27 protein-coding genes are annotated in these 24029 nt (G+C 52.1%); 15 read left to right on the top strand and 12 right to left on the bottom strand.

The window, feature by feature from the left end:
* Positions 1-2 precede the first annotated feature (2 nt).
* The 10 genes from PY990_RS13100 (at position 3) to PY990_RS13055 (ending at position 10137) form a co-directional block, all read left to right on the top strand.
* On the top strand, positions 3-1766 hold the full coding sequence (locus PY990_RS13100; protein WP_275271974.1) for a type II secretion system protein GspD: 1764 nt from the start codon (positions 3-5) through the stop codon (positions 1764-1766).
* A gap of 15 nt (positions 1767-1781) precedes the next feature.
* Positions 1782-3071, top strand: a complete 1290-nt coding sequence (gene pilO2 / locus PY990_RS13095; RefSeq protein ID WP_275271973.1) for a type 4b pilus protein PilO2 — start codon at positions 1782-1784, stop codon at positions 3069-3071.
* Entirely contained in the window at positions 3061-3630 is a 570-nt protein-coding gene (locus PY990_RS13090) for a hypothetical protein (protein ID WP_275271972.1), read from the top strand. Before pilO2 ends, PY990_RS13090 begins: the two co-directional genes overlap by 11 nt.
* Positions 3631-3632: 2 nt before the next feature.
* On the top strand, positions 3633-5363 hold the full coding sequence (locus PY990_RS13085; protein ID WP_275271971.1) for a GspE/PulE family protein: 1731 nt from the start codon (positions 3633-3635) through the stop codon (positions 5361-5363).
* 2 nt (positions 5364-5365) lie between these two features.
* A complete protein-coding gene (locus PY990_RS13080) occupies positions 5366-6517 on the top strand; it encodes a type II secretion system F family protein (protein ID WP_275271970.1) in 1152 nt (383 codons plus the stop codon).
* Positions 6518-6632: 115 nt separating this feature from the next.
* Entirely contained in the window at positions 6633-7172 is a 540-nt protein-coding gene (locus PY990_RS13075; RefSeq protein WP_275271969.1) for a type 4 pilus major pilin, read from the top strand.
* Positions 7173-7242: 70 nt separating this feature from the next.
* A complete protein-coding gene (locus tag PY990_RS13070) occupies positions 7243-8247 on the top strand; it encodes a hypothetical protein (protein ID WP_275271968.1) in 1005 nt (334 codons plus the stop codon).
* A gap of 2 nt (positions 8248-8249) precedes the next feature.
* Positions 8250-8780: a D-Ala-D-Ala carboxypeptidase family metallohydrolase gene (locus tag PY990_RS13065; RefSeq protein ID WP_275271967.1), complete on the top strand. Its 531-nt coding sequence runs from the start codon at positions 8250-8252 to the stop codon at positions 8778-8780.
* A gap of 153 nt (positions 8781-8933) precedes the next feature.
* Entirely contained in the window at positions 8934-9515 is a 582-nt protein-coding gene (locus PY990_RS13060) for a hypothetical protein (protein ID WP_275271966.1), read from the top strand.
* A 7-nt stretch (positions 9516-9522) separates the two neighbouring features.
* A complete protein-coding gene (locus PY990_RS13055; protein ID WP_275271965.1) occupies positions 9523-10137 on the top strand; it encodes a hypothetical protein in 615 nt (204 codons plus the stop codon).
* Here the strand turns inward: PY990_RS13055 and PY990_RS13050 are convergent.
* The 3 genes from PY990_RS13050 to PY990_RS13040 form a co-directional block, all read right to left on the bottom strand.
* The gene (locus tag PY990_RS13050; protein WP_275271964.1) at positions 10134-10391 is read right to left on the bottom strand and encodes a hypothetical protein; all 258 of its coding nucleotides are present in this window, start codon (positions 10389-10391) and stop codon (positions 10134-10136) included. The genes PY990_RS13055 and PY990_RS13050 overlap by 4 nt on opposite strands.
* A gap of 83 nt (positions 10392-10474) precedes the next feature.
* On the bottom strand, positions 10475-11275 hold the full coding sequence (locus tag PY990_RS13045; RefSeq protein WP_275271963.1) for an ABC transporter substrate-binding protein: 801 nt from the start codon (positions 11273-11275) through the stop codon (positions 10475-10477).
* The gene (locus tag PY990_RS13040) at positions 11272-11799 is read right to left on the bottom strand and encodes a hypothetical protein (RefSeq protein ID WP_275271962.1); all 528 of its coding nucleotides are present in this window, start codon (positions 11797-11799) and stop codon (positions 11272-11274) included. Before PY990_RS13040 ends, PY990_RS13045 begins: the two co-directional genes overlap by 4 nt.
* A 209-nt stretch (positions 11800-12008) precedes the next feature.
* On the opposite strand from PY990_RS13040, the gene PY990_RS13035 reads away from it, so the two are divergent.
* Both PY990_RS13035 and PY990_RS13030 read left to right on the top strand, forming a co-directional pair.
* A complete protein-coding gene (locus tag PY990_RS13035) occupies positions 12009-12923 on the top strand; it encodes a recombination-associated protein RdgC (protein WP_275271961.1) in 915 nt (304 codons plus the stop codon).
* Between the two features lie 179 nt (positions 12924-13102).
* Positions 13103-14266 (top strand): acyl-CoA desaturase, encoded by a 1164-nt coding sequence (locus PY990_RS13030; RefSeq protein ID WP_275271960.1) that lies wholly within the window; start codon positions 13103-13105, stop codon positions 14264-14266.
* A 4-nt stretch (positions 14267-14270) separates the two neighbouring features.
* Here PY990_RS13030 and PY990_RS13025 read toward each other — a convergent pair whose 3' ends face one another.
* The 3 genes from PY990_RS13025 to PY990_RS13015 are packed head-to-tail and all read right to left on the bottom strand — an operon-like array spanning position 14271 to position 17121.
* Complete coding sequence (locus tag PY990_RS13025; protein ID WP_275271959.1) at positions 14271-15185, bottom strand: demethoxyubiquinone hydroxylase family protein; 915 nt, start codon at positions 15183-15185, stop codon at positions 14271-14273.
* 41 nt (positions 15186-15226) lie between these two features.
* Positions 15227-15439, bottom strand: coding sequence for an RNA-binding S4 domain-containing protein (locus PY990_RS13020; RefSeq protein WP_040513673.1), 213 nt, complete (start codon positions 15437-15439; stop codon positions 15227-15229).
* A gap of 35 nt (positions 15440-15474) precedes the next feature.
* Positions 15475-17121 carry a GMC family oxidoreductase gene (locus PY990_RS13015; protein ID WP_275271958.1) on the bottom strand — a complete coding sequence of 549 codons (1647 nt, stop codon included), beginning with the start codon at positions 17119-17121 and terminating at the stop codon, positions 15475-15477.
* A gap of 220 nt (positions 17122-17341) precedes the next feature.
* On the opposite strand from PY990_RS13015, the gene PY990_RS13010 reads away from it, so the two are divergent.
* The 3 genes from PY990_RS13010 to PY990_RS13000 all read left to right on the top strand — a co-directional run bounded on the left by PY990_RS13010 (position 17342) and on the right by PY990_RS13000 (position 20435).
* Positions 17342-19531: a malate synthase G gene (locus tag PY990_RS13010; RefSeq protein ID WP_275271957.1), complete on the top strand. Its 2190-nt coding sequence runs from the start codon at positions 17342-17344 to the stop codon at positions 19529-19531.
* A 146-nt stretch (positions 19532-19677) separates the two neighbouring features.
* Entirely contained in the window at positions 19678-20220 is a 543-nt protein-coding gene (locus PY990_RS13005; RefSeq protein ID WP_275271956.1) for a hypothetical protein, read from the top strand.
* Between the two features lie 23 nt (positions 20221-20243).
* The gene (locus PY990_RS13000) at positions 20244-20435 is read left to right on the top strand and encodes a type II toxin-antitoxin system ParD family antitoxin (RefSeq protein WP_275272023.1); all 192 of its coding nucleotides are present in this window, start codon (positions 20244-20246) and stop codon (positions 20433-20435) included.
* 123 nt (positions 20436-20558) lie between these two features.
* Here PY990_RS13000 and PY990_RS12995 read toward each other — a convergent pair whose 3' ends face one another.
* The 6 genes from PY990_RS12995 to PY990_RS12970 form a co-directional block, all read right to left on the bottom strand.
* Positions 20559-21482, bottom strand: coding sequence for an NAD-dependent epimerase/dehydratase family protein (locus PY990_RS12995; RefSeq protein WP_275271955.1), 924 nt, complete (start codon positions 21480-21482; stop codon positions 20559-20561).
* Positions 21483-21578: 96 nt separating this feature from the next.
* Positions 21579-21989, bottom strand: a complete 411-nt coding sequence (locus PY990_RS12990) for a hypothetical protein (protein ID WP_275271954.1) — start codon at positions 21987-21989, stop codon at positions 21579-21581.
* Positions 21990-22099: 110 nt separating this feature from the next.
* A complete protein-coding gene (locus PY990_RS12985; RefSeq protein ID WP_275271953.1) occupies positions 22100-22345 on the bottom strand; it encodes a hypothetical protein in 246 nt (81 codons plus the stop codon).
* A 144-nt stretch (positions 22346-22489) separates the two neighbouring features.
* On the bottom strand, positions 22490-23116 hold the full coding sequence (locus PY990_RS12980) for a hypothetical protein (protein WP_275271952.1): 627 nt from the start codon (positions 23114-23116) through the stop codon (positions 22490-22492).
* 228 nt (positions 23117-23344) lie between these two features.
* Positions 23345-23635 (bottom strand): addiction module antidote protein, encoded by a 291-nt coding sequence (locus PY990_RS12975; RefSeq protein ID WP_275271951.1) that lies wholly within the window; start codon positions 23633-23635, stop codon positions 23345-23347.
* Positions 23636-23638: 3 nt separating this feature from the next.
* The coding region (locus PY990_RS12970) for a type II toxin-antitoxin system RelE/ParE family toxin (RefSeq protein WP_343075080.1) at positions 23639-24029 on the bottom strand (391 nt) is incomplete at its 5' end.

Here is a 24029-nt window from a genome sequence, read left to right as displayed (position 1 = left end):
ACATGAAGACACCACCAAACAGAACATGGGTATCCACTGCTGTTGCAGCATTGCTAAGCCTTGGAACAGCAGCTTGCACAGGTCCACAGATCAAGGCTGAAGTACAGGCTGACAATGACAACGGCTTGCGCAAAGTTGAGCAGGTGAACACCAGCTTGCAAACCAACGGTTCCTTTCGTGGTGGTCGGCAATACGCCGAAGAACAAGCCAAGCAACAACAAAATGCGAAGGTACTGAAACGCGCCAGCAAAAGCTGGATTGGCGGCACCTTCGTGCATGTGAATGACGACGACAAGTTGCCCGCGATTTTCCATGAAACCTATAAAATGAATTTTGCGGACAAAGGCCGCCCCGTGGATTTGAATACGGTGGCAGCCCGCTTGACCCAAATGGTCGGCATTCCCGTTCGCATTCAACAAGATGTATTCAACGCACCGGTCAGCGCCGAACCACGCCGGGGTGCACGCCAGTTGCCACCTGTGAGCGCGCCAACCGAAGCGGCACCCCCGGCCTCCACGCCAGTCGCAGTTGACAGTGTGGCCCTGGCGCCCCGCGCCACAGTCGGTGCTGTGGCGATGAACTGGGACGGTACGCTGATTGATTTTTTAAACAACACCACCGACAAACTGGGCTTGTCCTGGGAGTACCGCGACAACTCAATTGTCATCATGCGTTACACCACCGCTATGTATGAGCTGGCCTCTTTCCCCAATGGTTATGAATACGCCATGAGCAGCGGTACGCAAGGCCGGGTGCGGGGCAATGAAGTGCAAAGCAATTCGAATTTGAGCGTGTCCGAGAAAGGGAAAATTGACGGACAAGCGAGTATTCTGGATGTGATTAACCGCATGGTGGCCTCAGTGCCCGGTTCCGAAGTGATCGTGGCCGAAGGCACGGGCCGTGTGATGGTTAAAACAAGCCGAGACATGCAAACCCAGGTGCGGGATCTGATTCGTGCCGAGAATGCAAACATGCTGAAACAGGTGCATGTACAACTTGATATTTACTCGGTCATGTCCAAGAAAGACGACCAACAGGGCGTGAGCTGGGATGTGTTTTTCAGAAGCCTGTCCCAGCGCTATGGCATTGGTGTGTTGTCGCCTGACTCGCTGGTGGCGCCCGAGGCAGGCCTCATAGCACTGACAATTCCTGAGGCCTTGCAAGGTTTTATTCCTGGACAAAACCCACCCAACAGCCCGACCAATCAACGTTTCGGCGCAAGCTCGGCCATTGTGCAGGCCCTCAATGAAATTGGCGACAACGTGCAACACCGCCCCATTTCCTTGGTCGCATTGAACAGGCAGTGGGCACGCAAGGCAAGGCTAACCACCACGGGTTATTTGTCGGAAACCAAACCCGCCTCCTCAGGTGCTTTGGGTGGCGGTACAGGTGTGCCCGGCTTGACCACGGATGAAATTACAACTGGCGATCAATTTGCCGCCATGCCTTTCATTCTGGACAACAACACCATCATGTTGAAAATGGGCATTAGTTTGTCTGACCTCACTAGCCTGCTGGAAATTACCACTGGCTCTGGCGAAACCCTGCAACGGGTTCAAACGCCCAACACCAGCAGTATTTCTGACCAGTACACCATCGCACTTCGCCCAGGTGAAGTGATGGCCATCACAGGCCTGTCCCGCGATGTATCCGGTTTCACCGAGCGCAAACTGACCGAGCAAGCACCACTGCTGGCCGGCGGTTCGCGCAACCTTTCCACCATGCGAGAGAACTTCATCGTTCTGGTTCGCGCGGTCGTTCTGTAAGCATGGAGATGCGCCATGGCTGAGCAGTCTGCAGTAGTTCATCAGCTGGGGAAAAAGGCCTACATTGCCGGCTTGAACTGGCAGCCACTGGCACGCTCAAGCTACAGCAAACGGATTGCCGATATTCGGGAGTATGCAGACCGCATTGATGCCACCAAGCATATTTTGCTCAAAGGCCATCAGAATGAATACCTGGGTCTTTATAACTTCGATCCTGATATCTCGGATGAGGAACGCACCGGACAGGTGTACAGCCTGGCGGCCATGTTGGCCACACAGAATGAACAAGAACACGCCATCTATGCAATTCGCATAGAAGAAGGAAGCAAGAAAGGTCAGATGGCCTTGGTGGTCATTGAACAGGGTGCGCCCACCATGGACATCATCGGCAGCGATGCCGAGGTGTTTAGTACAGTGAACACCTACACCAATGGGTCAATCGAAAGTTCGGAATACCATGTTTACAGCAACGCACCCGAGCTATTTCCAAGTGCGTTGCCCCTGGACATTGCAGCCCGCTTGGGTAACTTCAGCAACAAACATGCGCTGATTGGTTTACCCACCGATTTGATCAAGGCCTCGGCAATGCTTGCGGTGGTGCTGTTGTTGGCAGGCGGTGCGTATGGCGGCAACGAATACCTGGAAGCCAGCGCACGTGAAGAGCGCATGAAGCAGGCGCAGTCAAGCATACAAACCCCGCAGTATTTGAAAAAACTGGCCACTGATCAACGCAATGTGGGGCTGGCCAATACCGATGTAATTGAAATGCTGAACCTGTTGAGCGAGCAGCCTTTCATGGCACGAGGCTGGCTGCTTGAAGGAATTCAGTGCAACCTGGGTAAGTGCACCAGCCAGTGGCAATCGCAGGGCGGCTACACACAAGAGTTGGTGAGCTTTTTGAACAATCAGCAAAGCAGCCCGGATCCCAAAGACGTCAACAAACTGAAGTTCTCCTTCTCCTACGACATGGCCACCCGGGGCATTCAACAACTGCAGGATTTGCCCAAGAAACAAGAAGCCAGCGAGTTGCTTTATCTGGAACAACAGGCCTGGCAAAAAGCGGGCATTCAGTTCAAGGTCGACACCCAAGGCCAAACCTGGCCCACTGGCTTCAAGAGCATTCCACCCAATGTGTCGGTCAACCGGCATGCAACTGAGGTGACTGGCAGCCTGACCCTCATGAAGGACTTTCTGGATCGATACCCTTCCGGAATTTACTGGAACCAAATTTCAATGAAGATTGAACCCAAAAACCTGGATGCCGCTGTGATGGTGACATTGAAGGGAGCACTTTATGCGTATTAACCATTTTCTGGGCGGCCTGCTTGCAGCCTTGGCTTTGAACAACCTGCATGCGCAGGACACCGCACCACCCAAAGTGGAAGCGAAGGCCGAGAACAAAACGGCAGTCACACCCGTTGAAAACATCAAGCTCAACGGGGTTTCAGTGCCGTTGAACATCAAAACACTGGCAGAAATTCAAAGGCTGCAAGAAGAACAAGCCATGCGGGAAGAATTACAAGCTGCGCTGAAAATTGGCGGAAGTGTAACAAGTACGGCAAGTAAACCATTGGCAACACCCACACCTACAGCAGTTGCGCCAAGTACAGCCACAGCAGCCCCGGTGCGAGCCACCAGCAAGACAGCACCTGCAGTTTCAGCCAACACAGTACTCGGCGTGTATGGCACAACCGGTGCAATGACCGCTGAAATTCAAACAGCAGGTCGAAGCGTACGCACACTTCGTGAAGGTGAGCAACTTGGCAAGTTCAACATCAAGAGAATCACCCACAACGGACTCGAATTGGTCGCAAGCAACGGCAACACGCAGCATGTCTCCGTGGGTGCGCAAGTGAGGTTTTGATCATGAATAGAGACCCGGCACTGAATGTGTTGGCCACGCAAGCGGACAAATCACTGAAAGTTGAAAAACTCAGTGAACTGCCCGCGTTTTCGCGCGTGCTGACCGACGGTAGTGCTGGGGCTTTGCTGAAGCTACCCGCCGCTGTTGAAAAACATGTGTGTGCCATTGAAACCGGCGTGAAGCGAGCCATCATTTTGTACGATGCGGAAAAACTCGCACAGATCCGGCCCTTCATTTCACACCTGCGCGGCAAACTGATTGCCGAGAAATTCACGTTTGAGCGGCCAGAAATTGGTTGTGGTGGTGGCGTAATCGAGCACCTGATTGAGAACTCCCGAACCAAAATCGACAACGCTGAAGGTGAAGAGGACCCGGCTGTTGCGCAATCAAAAGCCAAAGAAATTTTTGAATCCTGGGTGGCATTGGCTGTGCAGGAACGCGCAACTGACATTCACGTGCAAGTGGTTAACAACATTGCCGAAGTGAAGCTGCGCGTGGATGGCGAACTTGAATTTTTGCGTGACCAGCAAGGCGGTGTGTACACCCCGCTGCAAGCAGAGCGTGCCGTGGCCTGGGCCTACAACAATGCATCGGGCAAGGGTTCCAACAGCAACAGTCAATTCTCGGTGGGAGAAAACCTGTACTGCATGATCGCCGCCCGCGAAGTGGGTGGCAAACGTGTGGCCATGCGTTATCAATCCATGCGGGGCTGGGCCGGTATTAAGGTGGTGTGCCGCTTGCTGTATGTCGATATTGACGCACCCACTCTAAGTTATGAGCAATTGGGTTATGCCCCTTCGCACATGAAGCAATTAAAGAGTGCGTCCAACACTCCCTCGGGAACCATTATTTTTGCGGGTGTTACAGGGTCAGGTAAAACCACCACGCTGAAAACTTTCATTGAAACGCACCCTGGCAATGGCACGGATGCGTTTTATTCGATTGAAGACCCAGTGGAATACCCGCTGCGGGGCGTGCACCAAATTCCTATTCAGCGTGATTTGCTTGACCGCAAAGGTTCAGCCGCCAAATACGCTGAAGTGGTTGCTGGCCTGATGCGAGCCGACCCGGGCTGCGTGTTGATGGGCGAAATTCGCGACCCAGCCACTGCAATTTCAGCGCAACAAATTGTTGAAACCGGCCACATGGCTTGCGGCACGGTGCACGCGCATTTGATATCCGGTATTGTGCCGCGCCTGACCAACGAAGAAATCGGTATGAGTCGAGATGTGCTGACCAACCCGAATATTTTGACACTGCTGGTGTACCAGGCCTTGGTACCCAAGCTGTGCCCACACTGCAAAATTGGAGGTCGCTTGTACCAACAGGGCATGTCCGATTCTGAGCATGTGCTTGAAATACTCGACACACTGGAAAGCCGGTTTGAACTGGAGCGAGACCTTTTCTACTTTAAAAAGCAAGGCGGCTGCCCCAAATGTAAACACCGCGGCACGGCGGGTTTGAGTGTGGTGGCCGAGATTTTGACGCCCGACCGGAAGTGGCTAAACCTGATTCGCCAGGGCAAAGACTATGAAGCCATGATGTACTACCGTTCAAAATCGGATGGCAACTTTAAATCCGAAAATATGGATGGAAAAACTGTGTTTGAACACACCTTGCACAAGGCATTGCTGGGTGAAGTGGATCCGCGCCATTGCGAGCGTTTTGACAGCTTTGACCGTTTCGAAATCATGAACGACGCCGACCGCGCCGAAACTGCGGCTTACACCTGAACATGACATTCAAAAAGAAACTCAGCAATTTTTTCAATGCCATCAACTTGATGGACTTTCGCGGCAAGCGCGAAGCATTTTACGAGCAGCTTGCCAAGTCGATTGAAAACAAAGAACAGTTCAAAACCTTTCTGGAAGAAGAACTGAAAATTGCCCGCCACAAGCGAACACGCAATAGCAGCCGGGAAGCGGCCTTGAAGTTGATGGTTCGCAAACTGAGTTTGGGCGACGACTTTTTGATTAGCCAAATTCTGGGCACCGTAATGCCACAGAACGACCGCATGATGCTGGCCGCCGTGGATGAAGCCAAAGACAAACCAGGCACCTTGCGTGCATTGGCCGCAGCGATTAAATCACAGAAAGAAGCCAAAAGCGTGATCTGGAAAGCCATTTTCCCGCCCATGGTATTGATACCCGGTGTGGCTGGTTTCAGCTACGTGCTGGCCACGCAATCCATTCCAATTATTGTGAAAGTGGCGCCGCCTGAGGTGTGGACACCGTTCAACATGTCCGTCCGAATTGTGTCGGAAATTGTTGCCTCTCATGGCGGTTTGATTGTGGCCAGTGTTATTGGTGCTATCGCCGCATTTACTTATGCCCTACCCCGCTGGAAAGGCAATTTGAGAAGTAAATTGGAACAGGTGCCTCAGGGCTGGGGCTTCTTGCTCTTTCCGGTTGCCCCGTTCTTGTTACCACTTTCCATTTACCGCGATTTTCAGGTCAGCTTGCTCGTGACTTCACTGGCGGTGTTGCTAAAGAGTGGAGCCACTTTGTCATCGGCACTCGACACCCTGAAACGCAATGCCGACCCGTGGATGCGCTGGCATTTGAAAAAGATCATGAACCACTTGAACGTGGCCCCTACTGATTACATACCTGCATTTAGCAAAGGGCTGATGAGCCCGAAACTACTGGCCCGCCTGGCTACCACCATTCGCAACAACCCACAGTTCGACAAAATTCTGATTCAACTGGGCACCGAAGGTGGCGAAGACATTCGCAATGAAATTGGCAACACCGCCAAGGGTTTGAATGCCGTGTTACTGAGTGTTGCTGCGGCTGTGGTGGTGTTTTTGTACGTGGGGCAATTGTCGATCAGCCAAAGCATGACCGAGGAACTGGACCCTGTGAAAAGAATGCAACGCATGCGTTGAAATAAGTGCTTGACACAGCATGCATTTGATCTACAATTAATTCGTCTGTTGGTATATATACGGAATACTTGGGCCAACATGTACTACACAATTTCCCTTCGGAGAGGAATCAAAAATGATTACATCGCACACACTGAATGCCCGCCGCAAACAAAGCGGTATTACCCTGATTGAAGTATCAATCGGCCTGATCATCGCAGCGATTGTTGCTGCCGCAGCCTTCATTGCATTCCAGAACAATGCACGCCGTACCGAAGTGCAGGACAACATCAAGCAGTTGACAGAGATCATCACTGAAACAAAACAGAAGGTTGGAATTAGCACAGGCTACACAGGCTTGGATACAGACGCAGGTCTGCGTTTGGCTCTGTTGCCTGCAAATTCTGATGGAACATTGGCGAAGAATAGTTACAACGGCGCTGGTGCTATCGCGCTAACTGGTACTGCCGATGATGTGGCGACGCTTTCATGGCCAGATGTGCCAGCAGATCAGTGTGGCGACATCGCGCTAAATGTTGCTCCTCAAGCTACGTCTGTTACGGGTTTGGGTGAGGCAGTGCCTGTAGTTAATGGTGCGATCTCCGCAGCAGATCTTGTAGATATTTGTAATGATGAAGAAGACACCACCCTCGTCTTTGCCTTCGGCCGTCGTTAATCACATCTCATGTAGCACAGCAAGGGGGCAACTTTGCCCCCTTGTTCATTTGAATCAAGGCGAATTACTCATGCTTGACTCACTGAAACACAGCAACACCCGGCACACCGGCTTTCTCAGCATCGAGTTGGCGCTGGTGCTCATCATCAGTGCCATCATTGCCTTCGCTGTGGTTCAGCAACAAGCACGTTCTGCAAAATCCTCTGTCGCGAAAATCCAGGCTGATCAACTCAACCAGGTGGGCGACGCACTGAATTCTTACACCGACTTGTACCGGCGCGGCATTTCTGCCCCCGGTGATCTACAAGTGGATTTGAACAACGACGGCATCACCGATGTCACGATTCCCGAAGATCCCGTTACCGGCAATGAGGGCAGCAAACTGACGCCCACCATTCAGAACCTGATCGACATTGGTTTGCTGCCAGCCAGTTTCGTGAATCGCCCTGCGGCCTCCAACGGTCAATTCATTACCCGTCTTTCCATATTGCCAGCCGGCTGCTCCATGGCAGCCGACAATTGCCGCATTGAAGGCTACATCACGCTAAGCCAACCAGTTACGATTGGCGGGCAAAACGGCGCCGCTGGTGAATTCGACAACGACATTGCTGGCGACATGCTGAGCTTCATGGGAGGCAATGGTTTTGTCACCCTCCAAGCCAACACCCCGGCCACCAGCGCAGGTGGCAATTTCACAGTGGCGCTGGACATTGACGGCAATGGCACAAGCGATGCAAATACACCCGCGGGCGTACCCGGCGTGCGTGTGGGTGCCCTAGCCTCCCGGTACGATGTTCGCAACCCGATTCCCGATGTTGATTTTTGCCGTGGCAACCGGACTTTGAACTGGGTTCAAAGCAGCAACTCCTGTAGTACTGTGATTTTCAATGACACACCCGTGGGCTATCGCTTCGTGGCAGTGGATGCCGACACCGGTGGCGGTGCTGGTGCGGGCGGTAGTGCCTTCATTCGCTGTGTGTACAACCCCAATGCCAACCCGCCCGCGCAATTGTCCATTCTAAGCAGCTGCTGCCAAAACGGTAACCAGGCCTGTACCCCACCAGCGGTGCCTTGATCATGAACAGGCGTCAGTTTCTTGCTGCAGCAAGTTCAGTTTCGCTGATGGCACACCTGGATAAACTGGCGTGGGCTGCACAAGCCCCAAGCTTTACCCTGCTGGATATTCAACGCGGTTCGGACCGCTTTCAAATCGACTTCAGCACACCTGAAGGTTACCGCACTGCTGCCTGGATGCTTCGCGATATTCGAGCCAACCGGGTGGGCATACCCAATGTTGAAATGTTGCAACTGGCAGCATGGGCTCAAATTGTTTTGGCAGAACACCACGCCTACACCGTGTTTGAAGTCACTTCGGGTTTGCGAACACATCACACCAATTCAATCACTGAAGGTGCAGCCCGACATTCTCGCCATTTGCCCGATGAGAGCGGACAGTTTTACGCCATGGACATCAAACCCATTGGTGTGAATATTGATCAATTGGCTAAAACCCTACAGTACCCCGCATTCGGGGGGGTTGGTGTTTACAGAAGCCATGTACATTTCGACATTCGCGAATATGCCACCCAGTGGCGGTCGAAAAAATGATTAAATTCATTAACTTGAGCCATTTCCAGTCAACCACAAAGCGACATGATACGTTGTCCATTTGTGTTAAATAATGATTTTCAGATCAAATTACAATTTGAGAGTCTTGATTCCGTATCATTACTAACCCACGAGATTGCTTTATCACGCGCCATGCCTCAAATTAACAACAAGAACAAGCCACGCACAGGTGCCTACCTGAACCTGTTCAAGCAAAAATACGGGCTAACCGTGTCAAAAATGTGTGCCTTGTTCGGTATCAGTACCCAGGCGAAATTTAACTCAATTGTTCGCCCAGCCGAGGGCAATTCAAGCGAGGAACTGCTTGACCCCACGGTTGCTTTAATTTTGAGGTTGTACGAAACCCATGAGTCGCTGGTTCCTTTGAACAACGAACTCAGCCTGGAAGACACCTACAAAATGTTTCAAAGGGTGTTTGGAAAAACGAAAGTCAGTGAAAGCACTTTTGGTCAATTGCTGGGCCGTAGTGCTGGTTCGGGTTACCGGTGGTTAAACGGTTCAGGCAACGCCACACCGCAAGTGGGCATCGTGCTGGAAAGGCTGCGCCACATGTTGGCCAGCGGCATGGAGGAACCGGAGGTTTGTTATTTGTGGCTGGACATTGTTCATCAGGAATACCGGGCGCGTAACCAGGTGCCACCGCTGAGCGATATAGACGCAGTGAAGTTGTTGATCCAGAAGTACCCGCTTAAATACAAACACATGGCGTCATGAACAAAACATGGATTACACCGAGGTCAAACTGATTGCTGTGTGGAGTGGCCCCAAGGCCCCACCCAGCCAGTTGAAACTTTCTGATTACAAGTTGCCTGTGGCAGGTCGCATTCCGAAGAATTACTTCAATGCACTGTACGGCAACCGCAATGCCTACATGGCCTTGGGTGAACTGTTGTCGCAAGCTCAAAAAGCAGGTCATTACTTTTCGACAGCCACCATTACCGTGGGCATTGAAACGCCACGGAAACCCGGCGTGGTGCACTTGGAAGACCTGGGCGAAGAAAATGGTACGCAATTTGTGAATTTGTCGCGCGTGTCCAAAGAAGTGGTGTCAGAAGTGGCTGACATTTACCGTGCGTGCAGTGCCTTTAAAAAAATGCCTGAGGGCGAAATAGACTGGCGCAAGCCCTTTCGCTTCATGCCAGAATGCCCGGAACATTTGCCTGTGGTGTTCGACTTGTTGCAGTGCTCAGTGCTGGTTCACCCAGTGGCCTTTACCACCACACCTGAGGGCAAGCACCACTTCATTGCCAGCTTCGATCCTGATCGGGTCAAAATTCTGGATGCCCAACCCAATCGCCACGAAATAGGCCCACACCCCGAGCAAATCGTTTTTTAAATGTGGTACTGGGGTGTTTTGTAGTTGGGTGCGTTGGGGCCCGCCTGTTGAGGGGGCAGTATGGTGATAATGGGCTGAGTCAGCTGATTGCTGAGCGAGAACGCTTTGGGAACCATGCCGTTTTCATCGGCATGCATGTAAATAATCGACATGACTGCGGCGCAGAAGCTGATAACCAGTATCGCCACCATGGTAAAAATCACCGCCAGTATTCGCGTGGCAAGCCTTGGCTTTGCGGGGTTGAGTCTGTTCATGCTGCATTCCTTCGCACCTTGGCATTTAACATTACAACTTCTGTAAAAAATTACAAGCCTTCAAGGACTTAGAACGATTGTTTTTAATTCCGAACGGTTTGCCATTGCACCATGAGGCTGTGTAAGGCATCCAGGCCATCGGTGAGCGCAGCCGGGCCAGGCTGCAAAATCAAAGGTGATTTGATCTCGAAAATTTGCTGGTGCTTTACCGCAAGCACATTACCCCACCCTGCCCGCGCAGCCACGGTTTCGGGGCGAAATTTCTTGCCGCACCAAGAGCCAATAATGATGTCGGGGTTGCGGCGAACAATTTCATTGCTGTTTGCAATAATGCGGTTCTTGCCCAGGCTTTGCTTGGCCAACTCGGGGAAACAATCATCGCCCCCGGCAATGCCAATCAGCTCGCTGACCCATTGAATGGCGCTGATCGGCGGTTCGTCCCATTCTTCAAAATACACCTTGGGGCGCACAGTCCATTGGCTGGTTTTGGCCCGCACGGCCTCCACTTTCGCCTGCATTTCTGCAATCAGGGCAGCACCTTTCTCGGCAGCACCCACCATGGCGGCCACCTGGTACATCATGCTGAAAATTTCGGGCACTGAACGCTGGTTGAACACCGTCACCTGCACGCCATGGCGAATCAAGGCACTGGCAATGTCGGCCTGCAAATCGGAAAACCCAAACACGCAGTCGGGCTTCAGCGCCAGTATTTGATCAATCTTGGCCGTTAAAAATGCACTCACCTTGGGCTTTTCAAGGCGCGCTTTGCGGGGGCGCACGGTGTAGCCGGAAATACCGACAATCCGGTGTTCTTCACCGAGCAGGTAAAGCCATTCGGTGGTTTCCTCGGTGAGGCAAACAATGCGTTGGGGCAGCTGAATCATTTGCACAGGTCTTCGGTGCCAAAGCGAAAACGTGCGCCTGTGTATTGTTCAATTTCTGCAATGGCCTTGCAGGGGTTCTCGCCACGATCGATTAAATGCTGCGAAGCGTAGTGGTTGGCCCGGGTTTCAGCCTGATCGAGAAAATTCTTAAACTCAGGGTCCTGGCCATAAGCGCCCAAAAGCGTCATAAAGGCATTGTTCATCAGTTCGGTGTCTTTGGCATTGGTTTGGTGAATACGTTTCAGCAAATCATACCCACGCCGGGGGTCGTCGTATTTCAGGTGCACCAGTTCATGCACAAAAACATAGCGCAGGGCTGCGTCGCTCAGGCCTTCAGAAAAGGCTTCGTCAATCACGATCTGGGTTTTGCCCTTGGCAAAAGCAAACAAAGGGCTTTTCTGAAAACCCATGCGGGAATACGGCACATCGTATTGTTGGCGCAGTTCTTCAAACATGCTGAGGGTGTCGGCGAAATCACGTTGGGGCGGCGTGGTGCAACTGCTTAACCAGGGAAGCAGGAACAAAACCCAAATCCAGCAAAACGGCTTAAGGCGCATTCGGTAATGAATACCAAGTTGTGAGTATTGTGACGACAGCGTATCGAAATACTACTATCAAATAGAAACGCGGGTGAAAATTTGTTCAACCCCTTGGCAGCCTTCAAGCCGACTGGGTGCGCTTTGGTTTTTTGCGTTACACTGCCAGCCCTTTTTCAATTTCAGCGAGCAAAGCCATGTGGTTTAAAAACCTGTTCATCTTTCGCCTTACCAAATGGGAAGAAACCCCCGAATCGCTGGAAGACAAACTGGCCAAACAAGCCCTGCAAGCCTGTGGCGGCATGGACTTGCAAACCCGCGGTTGGGTTTCTCCAAAAGCCGAAGATGAACCCTTTGTGCACCGTAGCGGCCAGCAGTTGCTGATTTCATTGGGCCTGGAGAAAAAACTGTTGCCCAGCACCGTGATCAATCAATTCACCAAAGCACGTGCCGCGGAAATTGAAGAACGCGAAGGCTACAAGCCCGGCCGCAAGCAGATGAAGGAAATCAAGGAAGCCGTGACCGACGAATTGCTGCCACGGGCTTTTGCCATTCGCAGCCGAATCAATGCGTGGATAGACCCGCAGGGCAAGTGGCTGGTGATTGACGCTGCAAGCCCCGCCAAAGCCGATGAGCTGGTCGGCATGCTCATGAAAAGCGTGGAAGGCGTGGCCATGGCTTTGGTCAAAACCAAAATATCGCCCACCGTGGCCATGACCGCCTGGTTGGCTGAGAACGACAACCCGCCCCCCTTTACCGTGGACCAGGACTGCGAACTGAAAAGCCGTGGTGAACAGGCCGCCACTGTGCGCTATGTGAAGCACTCGCTGGAGTCTGAGGAAATTGCCAAGCACATCAAGGGTGGCAAGGACGTGACCAAACTGGCCATGACCTGGGCCGACAAGGTTTCATTTGTATTGCACGAGAACTTGCAGGTAAAGCGGCTTGCACCTTTGGACGTGATCAAGGAACAGGCCGCCCTCAGTGCCGACGACGATGCCTTCGATTCCGACTTTGCCCTGATGACTGGTGAATTGAGAAAGCTGATTCCCGGTTTGATTGACGTGTTGGGTGGAGAACTGACTGGCGCGAATTCGCAACTGGCTGCCTAATTTCAAAAAATTCAGTGCACAAGTGTTAACTCTAGTCGCTTCGAAATTCAAGATTTCGTTGCGGCTGTACCTCAACAATCAAGAACAATTATTAAATATTTAAATTTGGGTTCATGCCAGGGTCAAGAATCAGTATGATTCCCTCATCCTTTGAACCAACTGGTAAAAACCAACCTTCAATGACCACTCGAGTTGACCCCAATAGCCCGATCCACTGGCCCGGCGCAATCACCCTGTTCGGAACCACCATTGCTGCACTCATTCTTGTACCCGCTTACGCCTGGTTCAACGACTACAGCACGGCTGCCTGGGTGTCATTTGTGGTGTTGGCTATTCTGAATGGCATTTCGATTACCGCCGGTTACCACCGCCTGTGGGCACACCGCACCTACGAAGCCCACTGGACCGTGCGCTTCGTGTTGATGTTCTTCGGCACCATGGCGGTACAAAACAGCATTTTGATTTGGGCTTCGGGCCACCGCACGCACCACCGCCATGTGGACGACACCGAGCACGACCCCTACTCGGCCAAGCGTGGCTTCTGGTTCTCGCACATGGGTTGGATGATTCGCAAATATGAATCTGGCAAAGAAGACTTCAGCAACTCGCCTGACCTGCTGAAAGACCCACTGGTGATGTTCCAGCACAAACACTACACCGCCTTGGCCTTGGGCATTAACTTCGGTTTACCAGTAATTATTGGCCTGTTGGTGGGCGACTTGTGGGGTGTGGTGCTGCTGGGTGGCTTGGCTCGCCTGGTGTGGTGCCACCAAACCACGTTCTTTATCAATTCGCTAGCGCACATTTGGGGTCGCCGCCCTTACACCGATGAGAACACCGCGCGCGACAACGATTTCCTGGCGATTTTCACCTACGGTGAGGGTTATCACAACTACCACCACCTGTTTCAGTACGACTATCGCAACGGCATCAAGTGGTTTCACATCGACCCCACCAAATGGCTGATTGCTGGTTTGTCGTATGTGGGCTTGACCAAAAACCTGAAGCGCTGCGACAAGTTCGCCATTGAGAAAGCACGCATTGCCATGCAATTCAAACGCGCCGAAGAAAAAATGCAGGCACAACCCACAACCATGCATGCGCATGTAGAGGCCATGAAGGCACGCCTTGCGCAGGAATATGAGCACTACAGCAAGGCCTTGCAAGACTGGGCCAAGCTGAAAGAAGCCTGGTACCAGGACACGAAAAACGCCATTAAAAACGGCGAAACCCTGGCGGCCTACAAAGCGAAATTCAAAGCCATGGAAGTTGAAATGCGCCTGCAACGCAAGCGCTTGCAAGCCTTGGTTCGCCAAGTTCAAAAACCGGCATTGGCTGCCTGAACGGTTAGAGAAAACGGGCCAGGGTGACTGCAACCTTGGAGCCCGACCCGATGGCACCCACCCAAAGCCTTGCGATCAACCCGCCGGGCTTTGTTGTTTTTGCGGCCGCCTCGTCGCGGTGTGCGCACTCATCCAATTGAAACTCGATCAGTTGCGCCTTGAGTGCCGGGTGAGTGCCCAATGCATTCAGCTTGTCGATTTGTTCCTGGTAGTGCAGGTTCACGAAAGTTTCCACTGCAGCAATGGTGCGGTACACCGCAGTCGAGCTGAACAGGGCTGGCAAAGCACCAGTGATGAAACCCGCAATGCGCCAGGGCACCAACAGCCAGCTTCGGCGAAACACGGGCAGCAGTTCATTCATGGCCTTTAAATGGCGCTGCTCAGTTTGCAGGTGTTCACTGGCAAATGCGCGAATTTCAGGGTTTCTTGAAACCGCCAGAATGCCCTTGTAGATCCACACTGCCCCGGTTTCACCGGCATGGTCGGTGCGAATGTCGGCCACCAATGTGGACGGCAAATGGCCGGTGTCGAATTTCAAAACAAAGCGTTGAATGGCAGGGCGCACCGGCAAAAAGCCGTTGTAGGCCTTCTCCATCAGCCACAACATGCCGGGCACTTTGGCCAACCACGCCAACACCCGCCAGCCGGGCAACTGCGCCCACACATGCACAAAGGCCGCAGCACCACTGAGCAATTCGCCTTGCGCTGTCCGCGTGTGAAAACGCGCCATGAGTTGTTCTTTGGATTGCCCTTGGGGCAGTGGCGTGTCGGGTTTGGAGACATCCACCCAGGCTATGGGCTGATCGGGCGTGATGTTTTGGTACACCGCGATTTCACGGCGGCACATGGGGCATGAGCCGTCGAAATACACCTCAACACACTGGGACTGCTTTGAAACTGTGTGGTCTTTAACTGCCATGACCGTACTGCCTTGATTGAAACTGCTTTGGGATAAAACGATTACCCCAGTTTAACTGTGTACTTCACGCCGTCAAACTCGATGACATCGCCACCCACAATTTTCTTGCGCTTCTGGGTTTCAATTTGGCCGTTGACCAACACGTGGCCATCGGCGATTACATTTTTTGCTTCGCCGCCGCTGGACAACCAACCCTGAAATTTCAGGATCTTGTAAAGCTCAACGGGTTCTTTGTTGATGATGACTTCGTTCATGGCGTGTATTCCCTGCAATCAATGCCCGAAGTGTATCAGCCTTCGAGTATCCACCGCGCGGCCTTCTCGGCAATCATCAGCGTGGGGCTGTTGGTGTTGCCGCTGGTAATAGTAGGCATCACGCTTGCATCAGCGATGCGCAGGTGCTTCACACCAATCACCCGCAAGCGGGAATCGACCACGGCAGCGGGGTCGTTGGCAGCACCCATTTTTGCTGTACCCACCGGGTGAAAAATCGTGGTGGCAATGTCGCCTGCCAAACGCACCAATTCCTCGTCGGTTTGAAACTCCACGCCGGGCTTGAATTCCTCGGGCTTGTATTTGGCCAAGGCGGATTGCTGGGCAATGTTGCGGGTCACCCTTAATGAATCAGCCGCCACTTTTTGATCTTCAGTGGTGCTGAGGTAATTCGGTGCAATCGCAGGTGCTTCGTCGAACCGGCCGGTTTTGATGTGCACTGAACCCCGACTGCTGGGGTTGAGGTTACACACACTGGCTGTGAAGGCATTGAAGTTGTGCAAAGGCTGGCCAAATGCGGGCAGGCTCAGCGGCTGAACATGGTATTGAATGTTGGGGTATGGCCGGTCGGCACTGCTTTTGGTGAATGCACCCAGTTGCGAGGGGGCCATGCTCATGGGGCCGCTGCGCTTGAACACATATTCCATGCCAATTTGCGCCTTGCCCCACAGGCTGTTGGCCAGCGTGTTCAAGGTTTTAACGCCCTGCACTTTGAACACGGCGCGTATTTGCAAATGGTCTTGCAGGTTGGCACCCACACCGGGTTTGTCCAGCTTTACCTCAATGCCGTGTTGCTGCAGCAGGCTGCCCTGCCCTATGCCAGATAGCTCCAGAATTTGTGGCGTGCCAATTGCACCCGCGCACAACACAGTTTCACGCACGGCTTTCACCGCCACTTCTTCACCGCCCTTCACCACCAGCGCGCCATTGCACACCAGTTCGCCACTGGCGTTGCGTTCAATGATTAAATTTTTAACTTGTGCCTGGGTCCACACGGTTAAGTTGGGTCGCTTCAGGATGGGGCGCAAGAAGGCTTTGGAGGTATTCCACCGCCAGCCGCTGCGCTGGTTCACCTCAAAGTAGCCCACACCAAAATTATTGCCACGGTTGAAGTCATCGCTGGCGGGTATGCCCGCCTGCTGCGCCGCTTCAGAAAACGCCTCCAGAATTTCCCAACGCAAGCGCTGCTTTTCTACGCGCCATTCGCCTTTGCCGTTGTGGAATTTTGCCAAGTCGGTGTCGGCCAACTCGGCATGCGGGTTGTCGTACCGCCAGTTGCTTTCATGGGCCAAAAAATCTTGCAAACAATTGTTCCAGTTCCAGGTCTCGTCGCCGGTTTGCGCGGCCCAACTTTCGTAATCGCGGGCCTGGCCACGCATGTAGATCATGCCGTTGATGCTGGAGCAACCCCCCAAGGTTTTGCCACGGGGGTAAATCAAGGCGCGGCCGTTCAAACCAGCATCGGGCTCGGTGCGAAAACGCCAATCGGTGCGGGGGTTGTCGATGCAATACAGGTAACCCACGGGAATGTGGATCCAGTGGTAGTTGTCTTTACCGCCCGCTTCCAACAACAGCACTGAATTGTTGGGATTGGCACTAAGCCGATTGGCCATCAAGGCCCCCGCCGTGCCCGCCCCTACTACGATGTAATCAAAAGTCCGCATGTTTACCCCGAATCGATTACCCAATAGTAACCAGCCCACAATTTGGATTGAAGCCTGCGTTGCTGCAATCGACTCGGGGTTTTCCAGAGTTTTGCAAAAAAGTTAAAGATGAAATGACCGATCACCCGCGCTTGTGACGATTCCAAGCGTGTCAGAATGACATCCGATTCCTTTACAATCATGGGCTAATACCCTATTCCAACAGCTCGAGGTTTTCAAAATGACAGAACGCACCACAGTGCATGGCTTGAAAGTAGCCACACCCCTGTACAACTTCATCAACAATGAAGTGCTGCCCGGCACCGGCATTGATCAAGCTGGTTTCTGGAAGGGCTTCGACGAAATCGTCAGCACACTGGCCCCAAAAAACGCTGCCCTGCTGGCCGAGCGCGACCGCATTCAGCTGGAAATGGACGCCTGGCACAAAGCCAACCCCGGCCCCATCAAAGACATGGCCGCTTATCAAGAATTCTTGAAAAAGATTGGCTACCTGGTTGAGCAGCCTGCCAAAGTGCAAGCCACCACTGCCAATGTAGACAGCGAACTGGCCACCCAAGCTGGCCCCCAGTTGGTCGTGCCTATTTTGAACGCACGCTACGCCCTGAACGCAGCCAACGCACGTTGGGGCAGCCTGTACGACGCATTGTACGGCACCGATGTCATTTCCGAAGAAGGCGGTGCAGAACGCGCAGGCGGCTACAACCCAGTGCGCGGTGCAAAAGTAATTGAGTTTGCACGCAACTTTTTGGATCAGTCTTTCCCATTGGAAGGCGCATCACACAAAGATGCCACTGGCTACGCCATTGCAGGCGGCAAGCTGCAAGTTGCCTTGAAGAACGGCAGCACCGCTGGCCTGAAAAACGCCGCACAACTGGTGGGTTACCAGGGCGACGCCGCAACACCTTCTTCAGTATTGCTGGTGAACAACGGCATTCACGCCGACATCATTATTAACCGCGCAACACCGATTGGTTCCAGCGACGCAGCCGGTGTGGCCGACGTGGTGCTGGAAGCAGCGCTGTCGACGATTCTGGATTTGGAAGATTCTGTTGCAGCCGTAGACGCTGAAGACAAAATTGTGGCCTACAAAAACTGGCTGGGTATTTTGAAAGGCACCCTGACAGAAAGCGTGAGCAAAGGCGGCAAAACCTTCACACGTGGCCTGAACGCAGACCGCGTGTACACCGGCGTGAATGGCGAGAAAGTGACCATGCATGGCCGCTCTATGTTGTTCCTGCGCAATGTGGGCCACTTGATGACCAACCCCGCAATTTTGTGGGGCGGCGACAAAGAAATTCCCGAAGGCATTATGGACGCGGTGATTACCACCACGATTGCGCTGCACGACCTGAAAGGCAATGGCGTCAACGGCATTCGCAACAGCCGCAAAGGTTCGGTTTACATCGTGAAGCCGAAGATGCACGGCCCTGTTGAAGTGGGCTTTGCTGCCGAATTGTTCACCCATGTAGAAAAGCTGCTGGGCCTGCCCGACAGCACCGTGAAGCTGGGCATTATGGACGAAGAGCGCCGCACATCAGTCAACCTGAAGGCCTGTATTGCTGCCGCAGCAAGCCGTGTTGCTTTCATTAACACAGGCTTCCTGGACCGCACTGGCGACGAAATGCACACCGCCATGCACGCCGGCGCGATGATTCGCAAAGCCGACATGAAGAGCAGCGCATGGATTACCGCCTACGAGCGCAACAACGTGCTGGTTGGTTTGAGCTGTGGTTTGAAAGGCCGCGCGCAAATTGGCAAAGGCATGTGGGCCATGCCCGACCTCATGAAAGCCATGCTGGAACAGAAAATTGGCCACCCCAAAGCCGGTGCAAACACCGCCTGGGTACCCAGCCCAACTGCTGCAACACTGCACGCCATGCACTACCACCAGGTGAGCGTGGCCGCTGTTCAAGCCGAGCTGGAAAAGATTGATGCCGACGCAGAACGCCCAGGTATTTTGGCCAACCTGTTGCAAGTGCCAGTGGCCACCAATACCAACTGGTCTGAGGCAGAAAAGCAGCAAGAACTGGACAACAACGCCCAAGGTATTTTGGGTTATGTGGTTCGCTGGGTTGACCAAGGTGTAGGTTGCTCCAAGGTGCCCGACATCAACAACGTGGGCCTGATGGAAGACCGCGCCACACTGCGCATTTCCAGCCAGCACATTGCCAACTGGATTCACCACGGCATTGTGAGCAAAGAGCAAGTGATGGAAACCATGAAGCGCATGGCCGCTGTGGTTGATCAGCAAAACGCTGGCGACCCCGCGTACAAGCCCATGGCTGGCAACTTTGAAACATCAGCCGCATTCAAGGCTGCATGTGACCTGGTGTTCAAGGGCATGGAACAACCAGCCGGTTACACCGAGCCACTGTTGCACGCATGGCGCTTGAAGGTGAAAGCCGCTTAAGTTTGAGTGGTTTGATTTGAGAAAGCCAGGTGCTGAAAAGTGCCTGGCTTTTTTGTTTGAACCTTAGGAAATTCTTGGTTACAAACACTCTCATGAACAAACAATCTCGATTTACCTGCAAAGCATTGGGCGCTAAGGAAATGAACATGATCAAATTTTCTTTCGCTGCCGCAACGCTGATGCTGGGCCTTACATCAACTCACGCTTCAGAGAACTCAACCGCTGATTTGCTGAAGGCTTGGACATTGCTGGAAGTTCGCTGCCCGATTGGATGTTTTGAAACCACGGCCAATCAATTCAAACCGCAGATTGGAAAAAGTATTGATTTGAAAGCAACGCAAAACAACACATCGCCAGTAGGAGCGTGCGCCAAGGGGCAGTTGCACTTTGTGCTTGAAGAACTACCATTGAATGATGTGCTGACCCGAATGAATGCCGCCCTGCCCCAAGAGGCTGTAGACAGCCAAGGCAAGCCCTTGCAGTTTTCATTGGAGAACACAGGCCTCGGATTTTCTGCCTATGGAGAGCAGCTAACCGTGGTTAAAACTGGTGTGTTGGAATGTAAAGACCCTGCTTGGAAAGGCAAGTGGGAGCAGAGAAAATTTGTGGTATCGATTGATGCGCACCGAATGGTGACGCTGGAGGAAGATGGGGCGTTGGGGGTTTATTACGCCTTAAAGAACAAATAAAACGCTGGGCGGTTGATTGATTCATTGCATCCCAGGTCCAGAATGGCCGCTATGGCTCGGCCAGCGAAGTGGTCAGAGCAGGGCTACGTTTGCTGGAAGAAAACGAAACTCAACTGACGCAACTGCGTCGCCTTCTGGATGAAGGCGAGCAAAGCGGACTTTCCGACTATTATTACGACGATCTAATTTCGCAGCTGGACAAAGAAGCGGAATGACACAGCCCTTCTTGCTGACTGTAGCCGCCCGCAACGAAACAAATATCTAAAACAACTCGACGACACTTTTCGACTACTCGCTCGCCAGCCTGAGCCGCACCTTGTTTTGCAGAGACCTTTGGTTTACTTCTCACCTGCGATCGACGCTAAACCCTGTGCTATCGGCGTCACCGCAAACTCTGGAAATCTCTGTTTGAATTTGCTTGAATCAAAAATATTGTCCACCGCGTATCGGGGTAGTAACTCAGTGGCGTCACAAATACGCTGACTGAAAAGCCCTGCCAGAACAAGTTGCCATTTTTTGAGAATCATGTGGCCAGGCTTTACGCTAAAAGTTTTAGCGGCCAATTGCACAAACTCTCGATACGTTAAGCGGTTGTCATCACAGGGCAGGTGCCAGGTTTGCCCGAACGCATCTGGAGTATTGCCCAGCAATGCCATGGCCCGGCTCGCGTCGGGCGTGTAAATGAGCGTGCGCAGCACATCGTCACGCAAAAACACCTTGGCTTTTTTTCCTGCTTTCAGTGGCTCGATGATGGTGGAATTCGTGATGCTTTGCGTAAGGCCTGGGCCATAAAATTCCGGTGCCCGGCATATCAATGCCTCCACCTTGCCTTGTTTCATGGCTTCCAACAGGTCGTTGGCGATTTCTGCCCTCACCATTCCCTTCAGGCCGTGGGGTTCAAAACGGCAAGTCTCGGTTTGCACTTCGCTGGTTTGCGGGTACATGTAGGTGTTGTCGAAAAAAACCAGCTTGGCCTTGTGCTGCTCACAGGCGGCAATCACATTGCTCATCATCACCGGCCATTGGTCTATCCACATTTGCGTGTTCATGGGCAGACCCACTGTGAGGTACACCACCTCAGAACCTGCAACTGCCTTTGATGTTTGCTCTGCGCTCAACAGGTTGGCGGGCATTAACTCATCCGTGCCGTTGACTTGCTGCGGGCTACGGCTTACCAGGCGAATTTTGTCAGTAAAATCGCGCTTCAGGCACCGTGCCAGCTCTTGGCCAATTTGCCCGTTGGCACCCAACACAGTTTGCATACCCTTCTCCAGATTTGTTTGACCTGACACCGCTAGTGCGTTGCCGCAACTGAGTGCCGAATAGTACGCAAACATAACACTTTGGCGGGTGCTTGCTCAGTTTTCGTCGATACCTTGCTGAGAAATTTTCAATTTGACCTGAAACAATTTTTTGGGAAGATTTGGATTGGCTCGGGTTGCAAACCGATTGTATTCGCGAAATGTCAGAAGCAACTCGGCTTGGTCAACTGTTGTTTCAGGCGTTTTGGACACAACCCAATCAGCTTTCACAAACTCCCCTTTCGCTTGAAGTGTGTGTACTTGAACTTCCGGTAGTTCATCGAAAGTGGCAACAGTGATCAGGTGATTATTTTTGCAAGTGGCACCAGTTTCAAGCCCACAAGTTTCATCGCGAGCTGGCGTTGCAAACAGGCGCAACATCAAGCCCTTCTGCTGCCCAGAGCTGTATTGATTCAGTTCGATCAACTGCCCGTACGCCAGGTTGTTCAAGAGAGTTGATTCTTCCACCTCAGTTGCCCAGCTTGAGTTTGCGAACAATACCCAAGCGCTGCTTACTATTATTTTTTGAATCTTGTTCACTCCTCAGTTCACTGAAATAAGTATGTAGTTGGCGACACTCAGCAAGCAAAATTACCATCACAAAATATGCTTAGCAAAAAACACAAAATGAATATGAGCGTAAGAGGTGTAAGCGTGACACCAACGCCAACCATATAGCGCCGCTTGTCGCGTAGTTTATTTTTGAAGATGATTTTCGCACCAGTTATGACAGCGATGGGATGCGCCAATATGCTAAAGAAGAATAGCCACAGGAGAACATTGCGTTCAGAACCGGGCGCATCAAACATCATTGGTGACATCATCAATACACCTGCCGCAGGAAGGAGGGAGATGAGCGCCAAGACTGAAATGATCGATGACACGATTCGAATAAATATCGGTAGCATGATTTTATGAAGATAAAGTTCAAGTTGGTTTCGCCGCTCCAAGAGATGGGAACCCGTGTTCTAGTTACCGGCCGACTTGAGGCTTCTGTACACATCTCCGATATGGAACCCAAGAATCGAAATTTTTCCGTCAAGCAAAAAAGTAGTTGGGTAAGAAGGTAGAGCTTCATAGGCCGAATCAGAGATGCAGATGTGGTTTGGAATTGCTGACTCGAGCGATTGACCTTTAAGCTGGTATCGACATGTATACCGACCTCCACCTCGTTCCTTAGCCAATAGTACTGATTCGCTGTTTTGACTTCCAAATGCGAGCGTATAGAAATCTGCCAACGCATGAATGGTGACCATCCATATTGCGCCGAAGATGAAAAGGGGTAGAAAAATCAAAGCAAAAACTTTTTTTAACTTAGAGGCCCCCTCTTGCATTTTCATGCGGCCGGTGCCGAACCCCCAATAAAGATAAGTCGTCAAAAGTAATGTGGCAGTGACGGACAAGTAAGTACCCCAGCGAAGCCAAAATGTAGAGGAAACAAAGCTTGTAAATGCCCCGTAAACAGACAGCCCCATTGAAGCCATGATGAAGAATAGCGCCACTTCTTCAGGGGGCATGGAATTATCCAGTTCAACATGACGCACTGCCGATTTCAATTTCACCGCTCCTTGGTGCATGTAATTCGCTTTGCTCAAAAGCGACGCTGGTAATGAATTGTGGAGTTTGAATTAAAGGATCAGCTTTTGAGTAGCGCTAAGGGCACAACAGTTCCAACGTTGTGTTGAGCCACAGCTTGTATGGCTGGCTGAGTGAGCTCAAGAAACCTGTTGCAGCCTTTGCGAAGCACCCCGGAAGCGCTCAGAACTCACCGGGAGTAGTTGTCCCTCGGCGGGTCTACTGTATTGACAAGTTACAGTTGACATTCATTTATGAGCAGGGGATGTGTGTAGCTCAACACCCAAGGCACGGATCAATTTCAAAACAGTGTCATACCTTGGTTTTGCGCCAGGAGCCAAAGCCTTGTACAAACTTTCCCTCGCTAATCCCGTGTCTTTTGCAAGTTGCGTCATTCCTCGAGCTTTCGCCACATCACCAATGGCAATTAAAAAAACATCGGGATTTTCATCCTCTAGCGCTGCGTTCAGATACGCTGCGATAACTTCCTCGTTATCGAGATATTCGGCTGCATCAAATTTCGCAAGTTTCATCTTCATGCCTTAACCCTCGTAACTTTTAAGCAAAGCTTTGGCCTGTTTAATGTCACTTTTCTGTGTCGATTTATTTCCACCACAAAGCAACAGGTAAACCACATCGCCTTTGCGGGAGTAATAAACGCGGTAACCCGGCCCGTAATGAATTCTCATCTCGGAAACACCTTCGCCGACGGGTTCACAGTCGCCGAAGTTTCCGGCTTCAGCTGAGCGAATTCTTGAAATTATTCGAGCTTTCCCGATCGGATCACGCAATGCTTTAAGCCACGCATCAAATTCTGATGTGCGTTGAAAAGAATTCATAAATCTAATTGTATCCGAACGGATACAATGAGGCAAGGATGACCTCGGAAATACTAACGCAGAGTTGAACTGCATGGTAAGCCCCCAGCAAACC

Origin of the sequence: Limnobacter olei, from assembly GCF_029087225.1 — a bacterium.
In the GTDB taxonomy this organism is placed as follows: domain Bacteria; phylum Pseudomonadota; class Gammaproteobacteria; order Burkholderiales; family Burkholderiaceae_B; genus Limnobacter; species Limnobacter olei.
This window is presented reverse-complemented; position numbering and strand designations above follow the sequence as displayed.

What these genes read in the sequence shown, in the direction of transcription:
- pilO2 (WP_275271973.1), top strand. Translation starts at nt 1,782, where the DNA reads ATGGCTGAGCAGTCTGCAGTAGTTCATCAGCTGGGGAAAAAGGCCTAC.
- PY990_RS13045 (WP_275271963.1), bottom strand. Translation starts at nt 11,275, where the DNA reads ATGATTCAGCTGCCCCAACGCATTGTTTGCCTCACCGAGGAAACCACC.
- PY990_RS13030 (WP_275271960.1), top strand. Translation starts at nt 13,103, where the DNA reads ATGACCACTCGAGTTGACCCCAATAGCCCGATCCACTGGCCCGGCGCA.
- PY990_RS13010 (WP_275271957.1), top strand. Translation starts at nt 17,342, where the DNA reads ATGACAGAACGCACCACAGTGCATGGCTTGAAAGTAGCCACACCCCTG.
- PY990_RS13060 (WP_275271966.1), top strand. Translation starts at nt 8,934, where the DNA reads ATGCCTCAAATTAACAACAAGAACAAGCCACGCACAGGTGCCTACCTG.
- PY990_RS13025 (WP_275271959.1), bottom strand. Translation starts at nt 15,185, where the DNA reads ATGGCAGTTAAAGACCACACAGTTTCAAAGCAGTCCCAGTGTGTTGAG.
- PY990_RS13070 (WP_275271968.1), top strand. Translation starts at nt 7,243, where the DNA reads ATGCTTGACTCACTGAAACACAGCAACACCCGGCACACCGGCTTTCTC.
- PY990_RS13075 (WP_275271969.1), top strand. Translation starts at nt 6,633, where the DNA reads ATGATTACATCGCACACACTGAATGCCCGCCGCAAACAAAGCGGTATT.
- PY990_RS13100 (WP_275271974.1), top strand. Translation starts at nt 3, where the DNA reads ATGAAGACACCACCAAACAGAACATGGGTATCCACTGCTGTTGCAGCA.
- PY990_RS13050 (WP_275271964.1), bottom strand. Translation starts at nt 10,391, where the DNA reads ATGAACAGACTCAACCCCGCAAAGCCAAGGCTTGCCACGCGAATACTG.
- PY990_RS13005 (WP_275271956.1), top strand. Translation starts at nt 19,678, where the DNA reads ATGATCAAATTTTCTTTCGCTGCCGCAACGCTGATGCTGGGCCTTACA.
- PY990_RS13035 (WP_275271961.1), top strand. Translation starts at nt 12,009, where the DNA reads ATGTGGTTTAAAAACCTGTTCATCTTTCGCCTTACCAAATGGGAAGAA.
- PY990_RS13065 (WP_275271967.1), top strand. Translation starts at nt 8,250, where the DNA reads ATGAACAGGCGTCAGTTTCTTGCTGCAGCAAGTTCAGTTTCGCTGATG.
- PY990_RS13020 (WP_040513673.1), bottom strand. Translation starts at nt 15,439, where the DNA reads ATGAACGAAGTCATCATCAACAAAGAACCCGTTGAGCTTTACAAGATC.
- PY990_RS13085 (WP_275271971.1), top strand. Translation starts at nt 3,633, where the DNA reads ATGAATAGAGACCCGGCACTGAATGTGTTGGCCACGCAAGCGGACAAA.
- PY990_RS13055 (WP_275271965.1), top strand. Translation starts at nt 9,523, where the DNA reads ATGGATTACACCGAGGTCAAACTGATTGCTGTGTGGAGTGGCCCCAAG.
- PY990_RS12975 (WP_275271951.1), bottom strand. Translation starts at nt 23,635, where the DNA reads ATGAAGATGAAACTTGCGAAATTTGATGCAGCCGAATATCTCGATAAC.
- PY990_RS13090 (WP_275271972.1), top strand. Translation starts at nt 3,061, where the DNA reads ATGCGTATTAACCATTTTCTGGGCGGCCTGCTTGCAGCCTTGGCTTTG.
- PY990_RS12995 (WP_275271955.1), bottom strand. Translation starts at nt 21,482, where the DNA reads ATGCAAACTGTGTTGGGTGCCAACGGGCAAATTGGCCAAGAGCTGGCA.
- PY990_RS13080 (WP_275271970.1), top strand. Translation starts at nt 5,366, where the DNA reads ATGACATTCAAAAAGAAACTCAGCAATTTTTTCAATGCCATCAACTTG.
- PY990_RS13015 (WP_275271958.1), bottom strand. Translation starts at nt 17,121, where the DNA reads ATGCGGACTTTTGATTACATCGTAGTAGGGGCGGGCACGGCGGGGGCC.
- PY990_RS12985 (WP_275271953.1), bottom strand. Translation starts at nt 22,345, where the DNA reads ATGATGTCACCAATGATGTTTGATGCGCCCGGTTCTGAACGCAATGTT.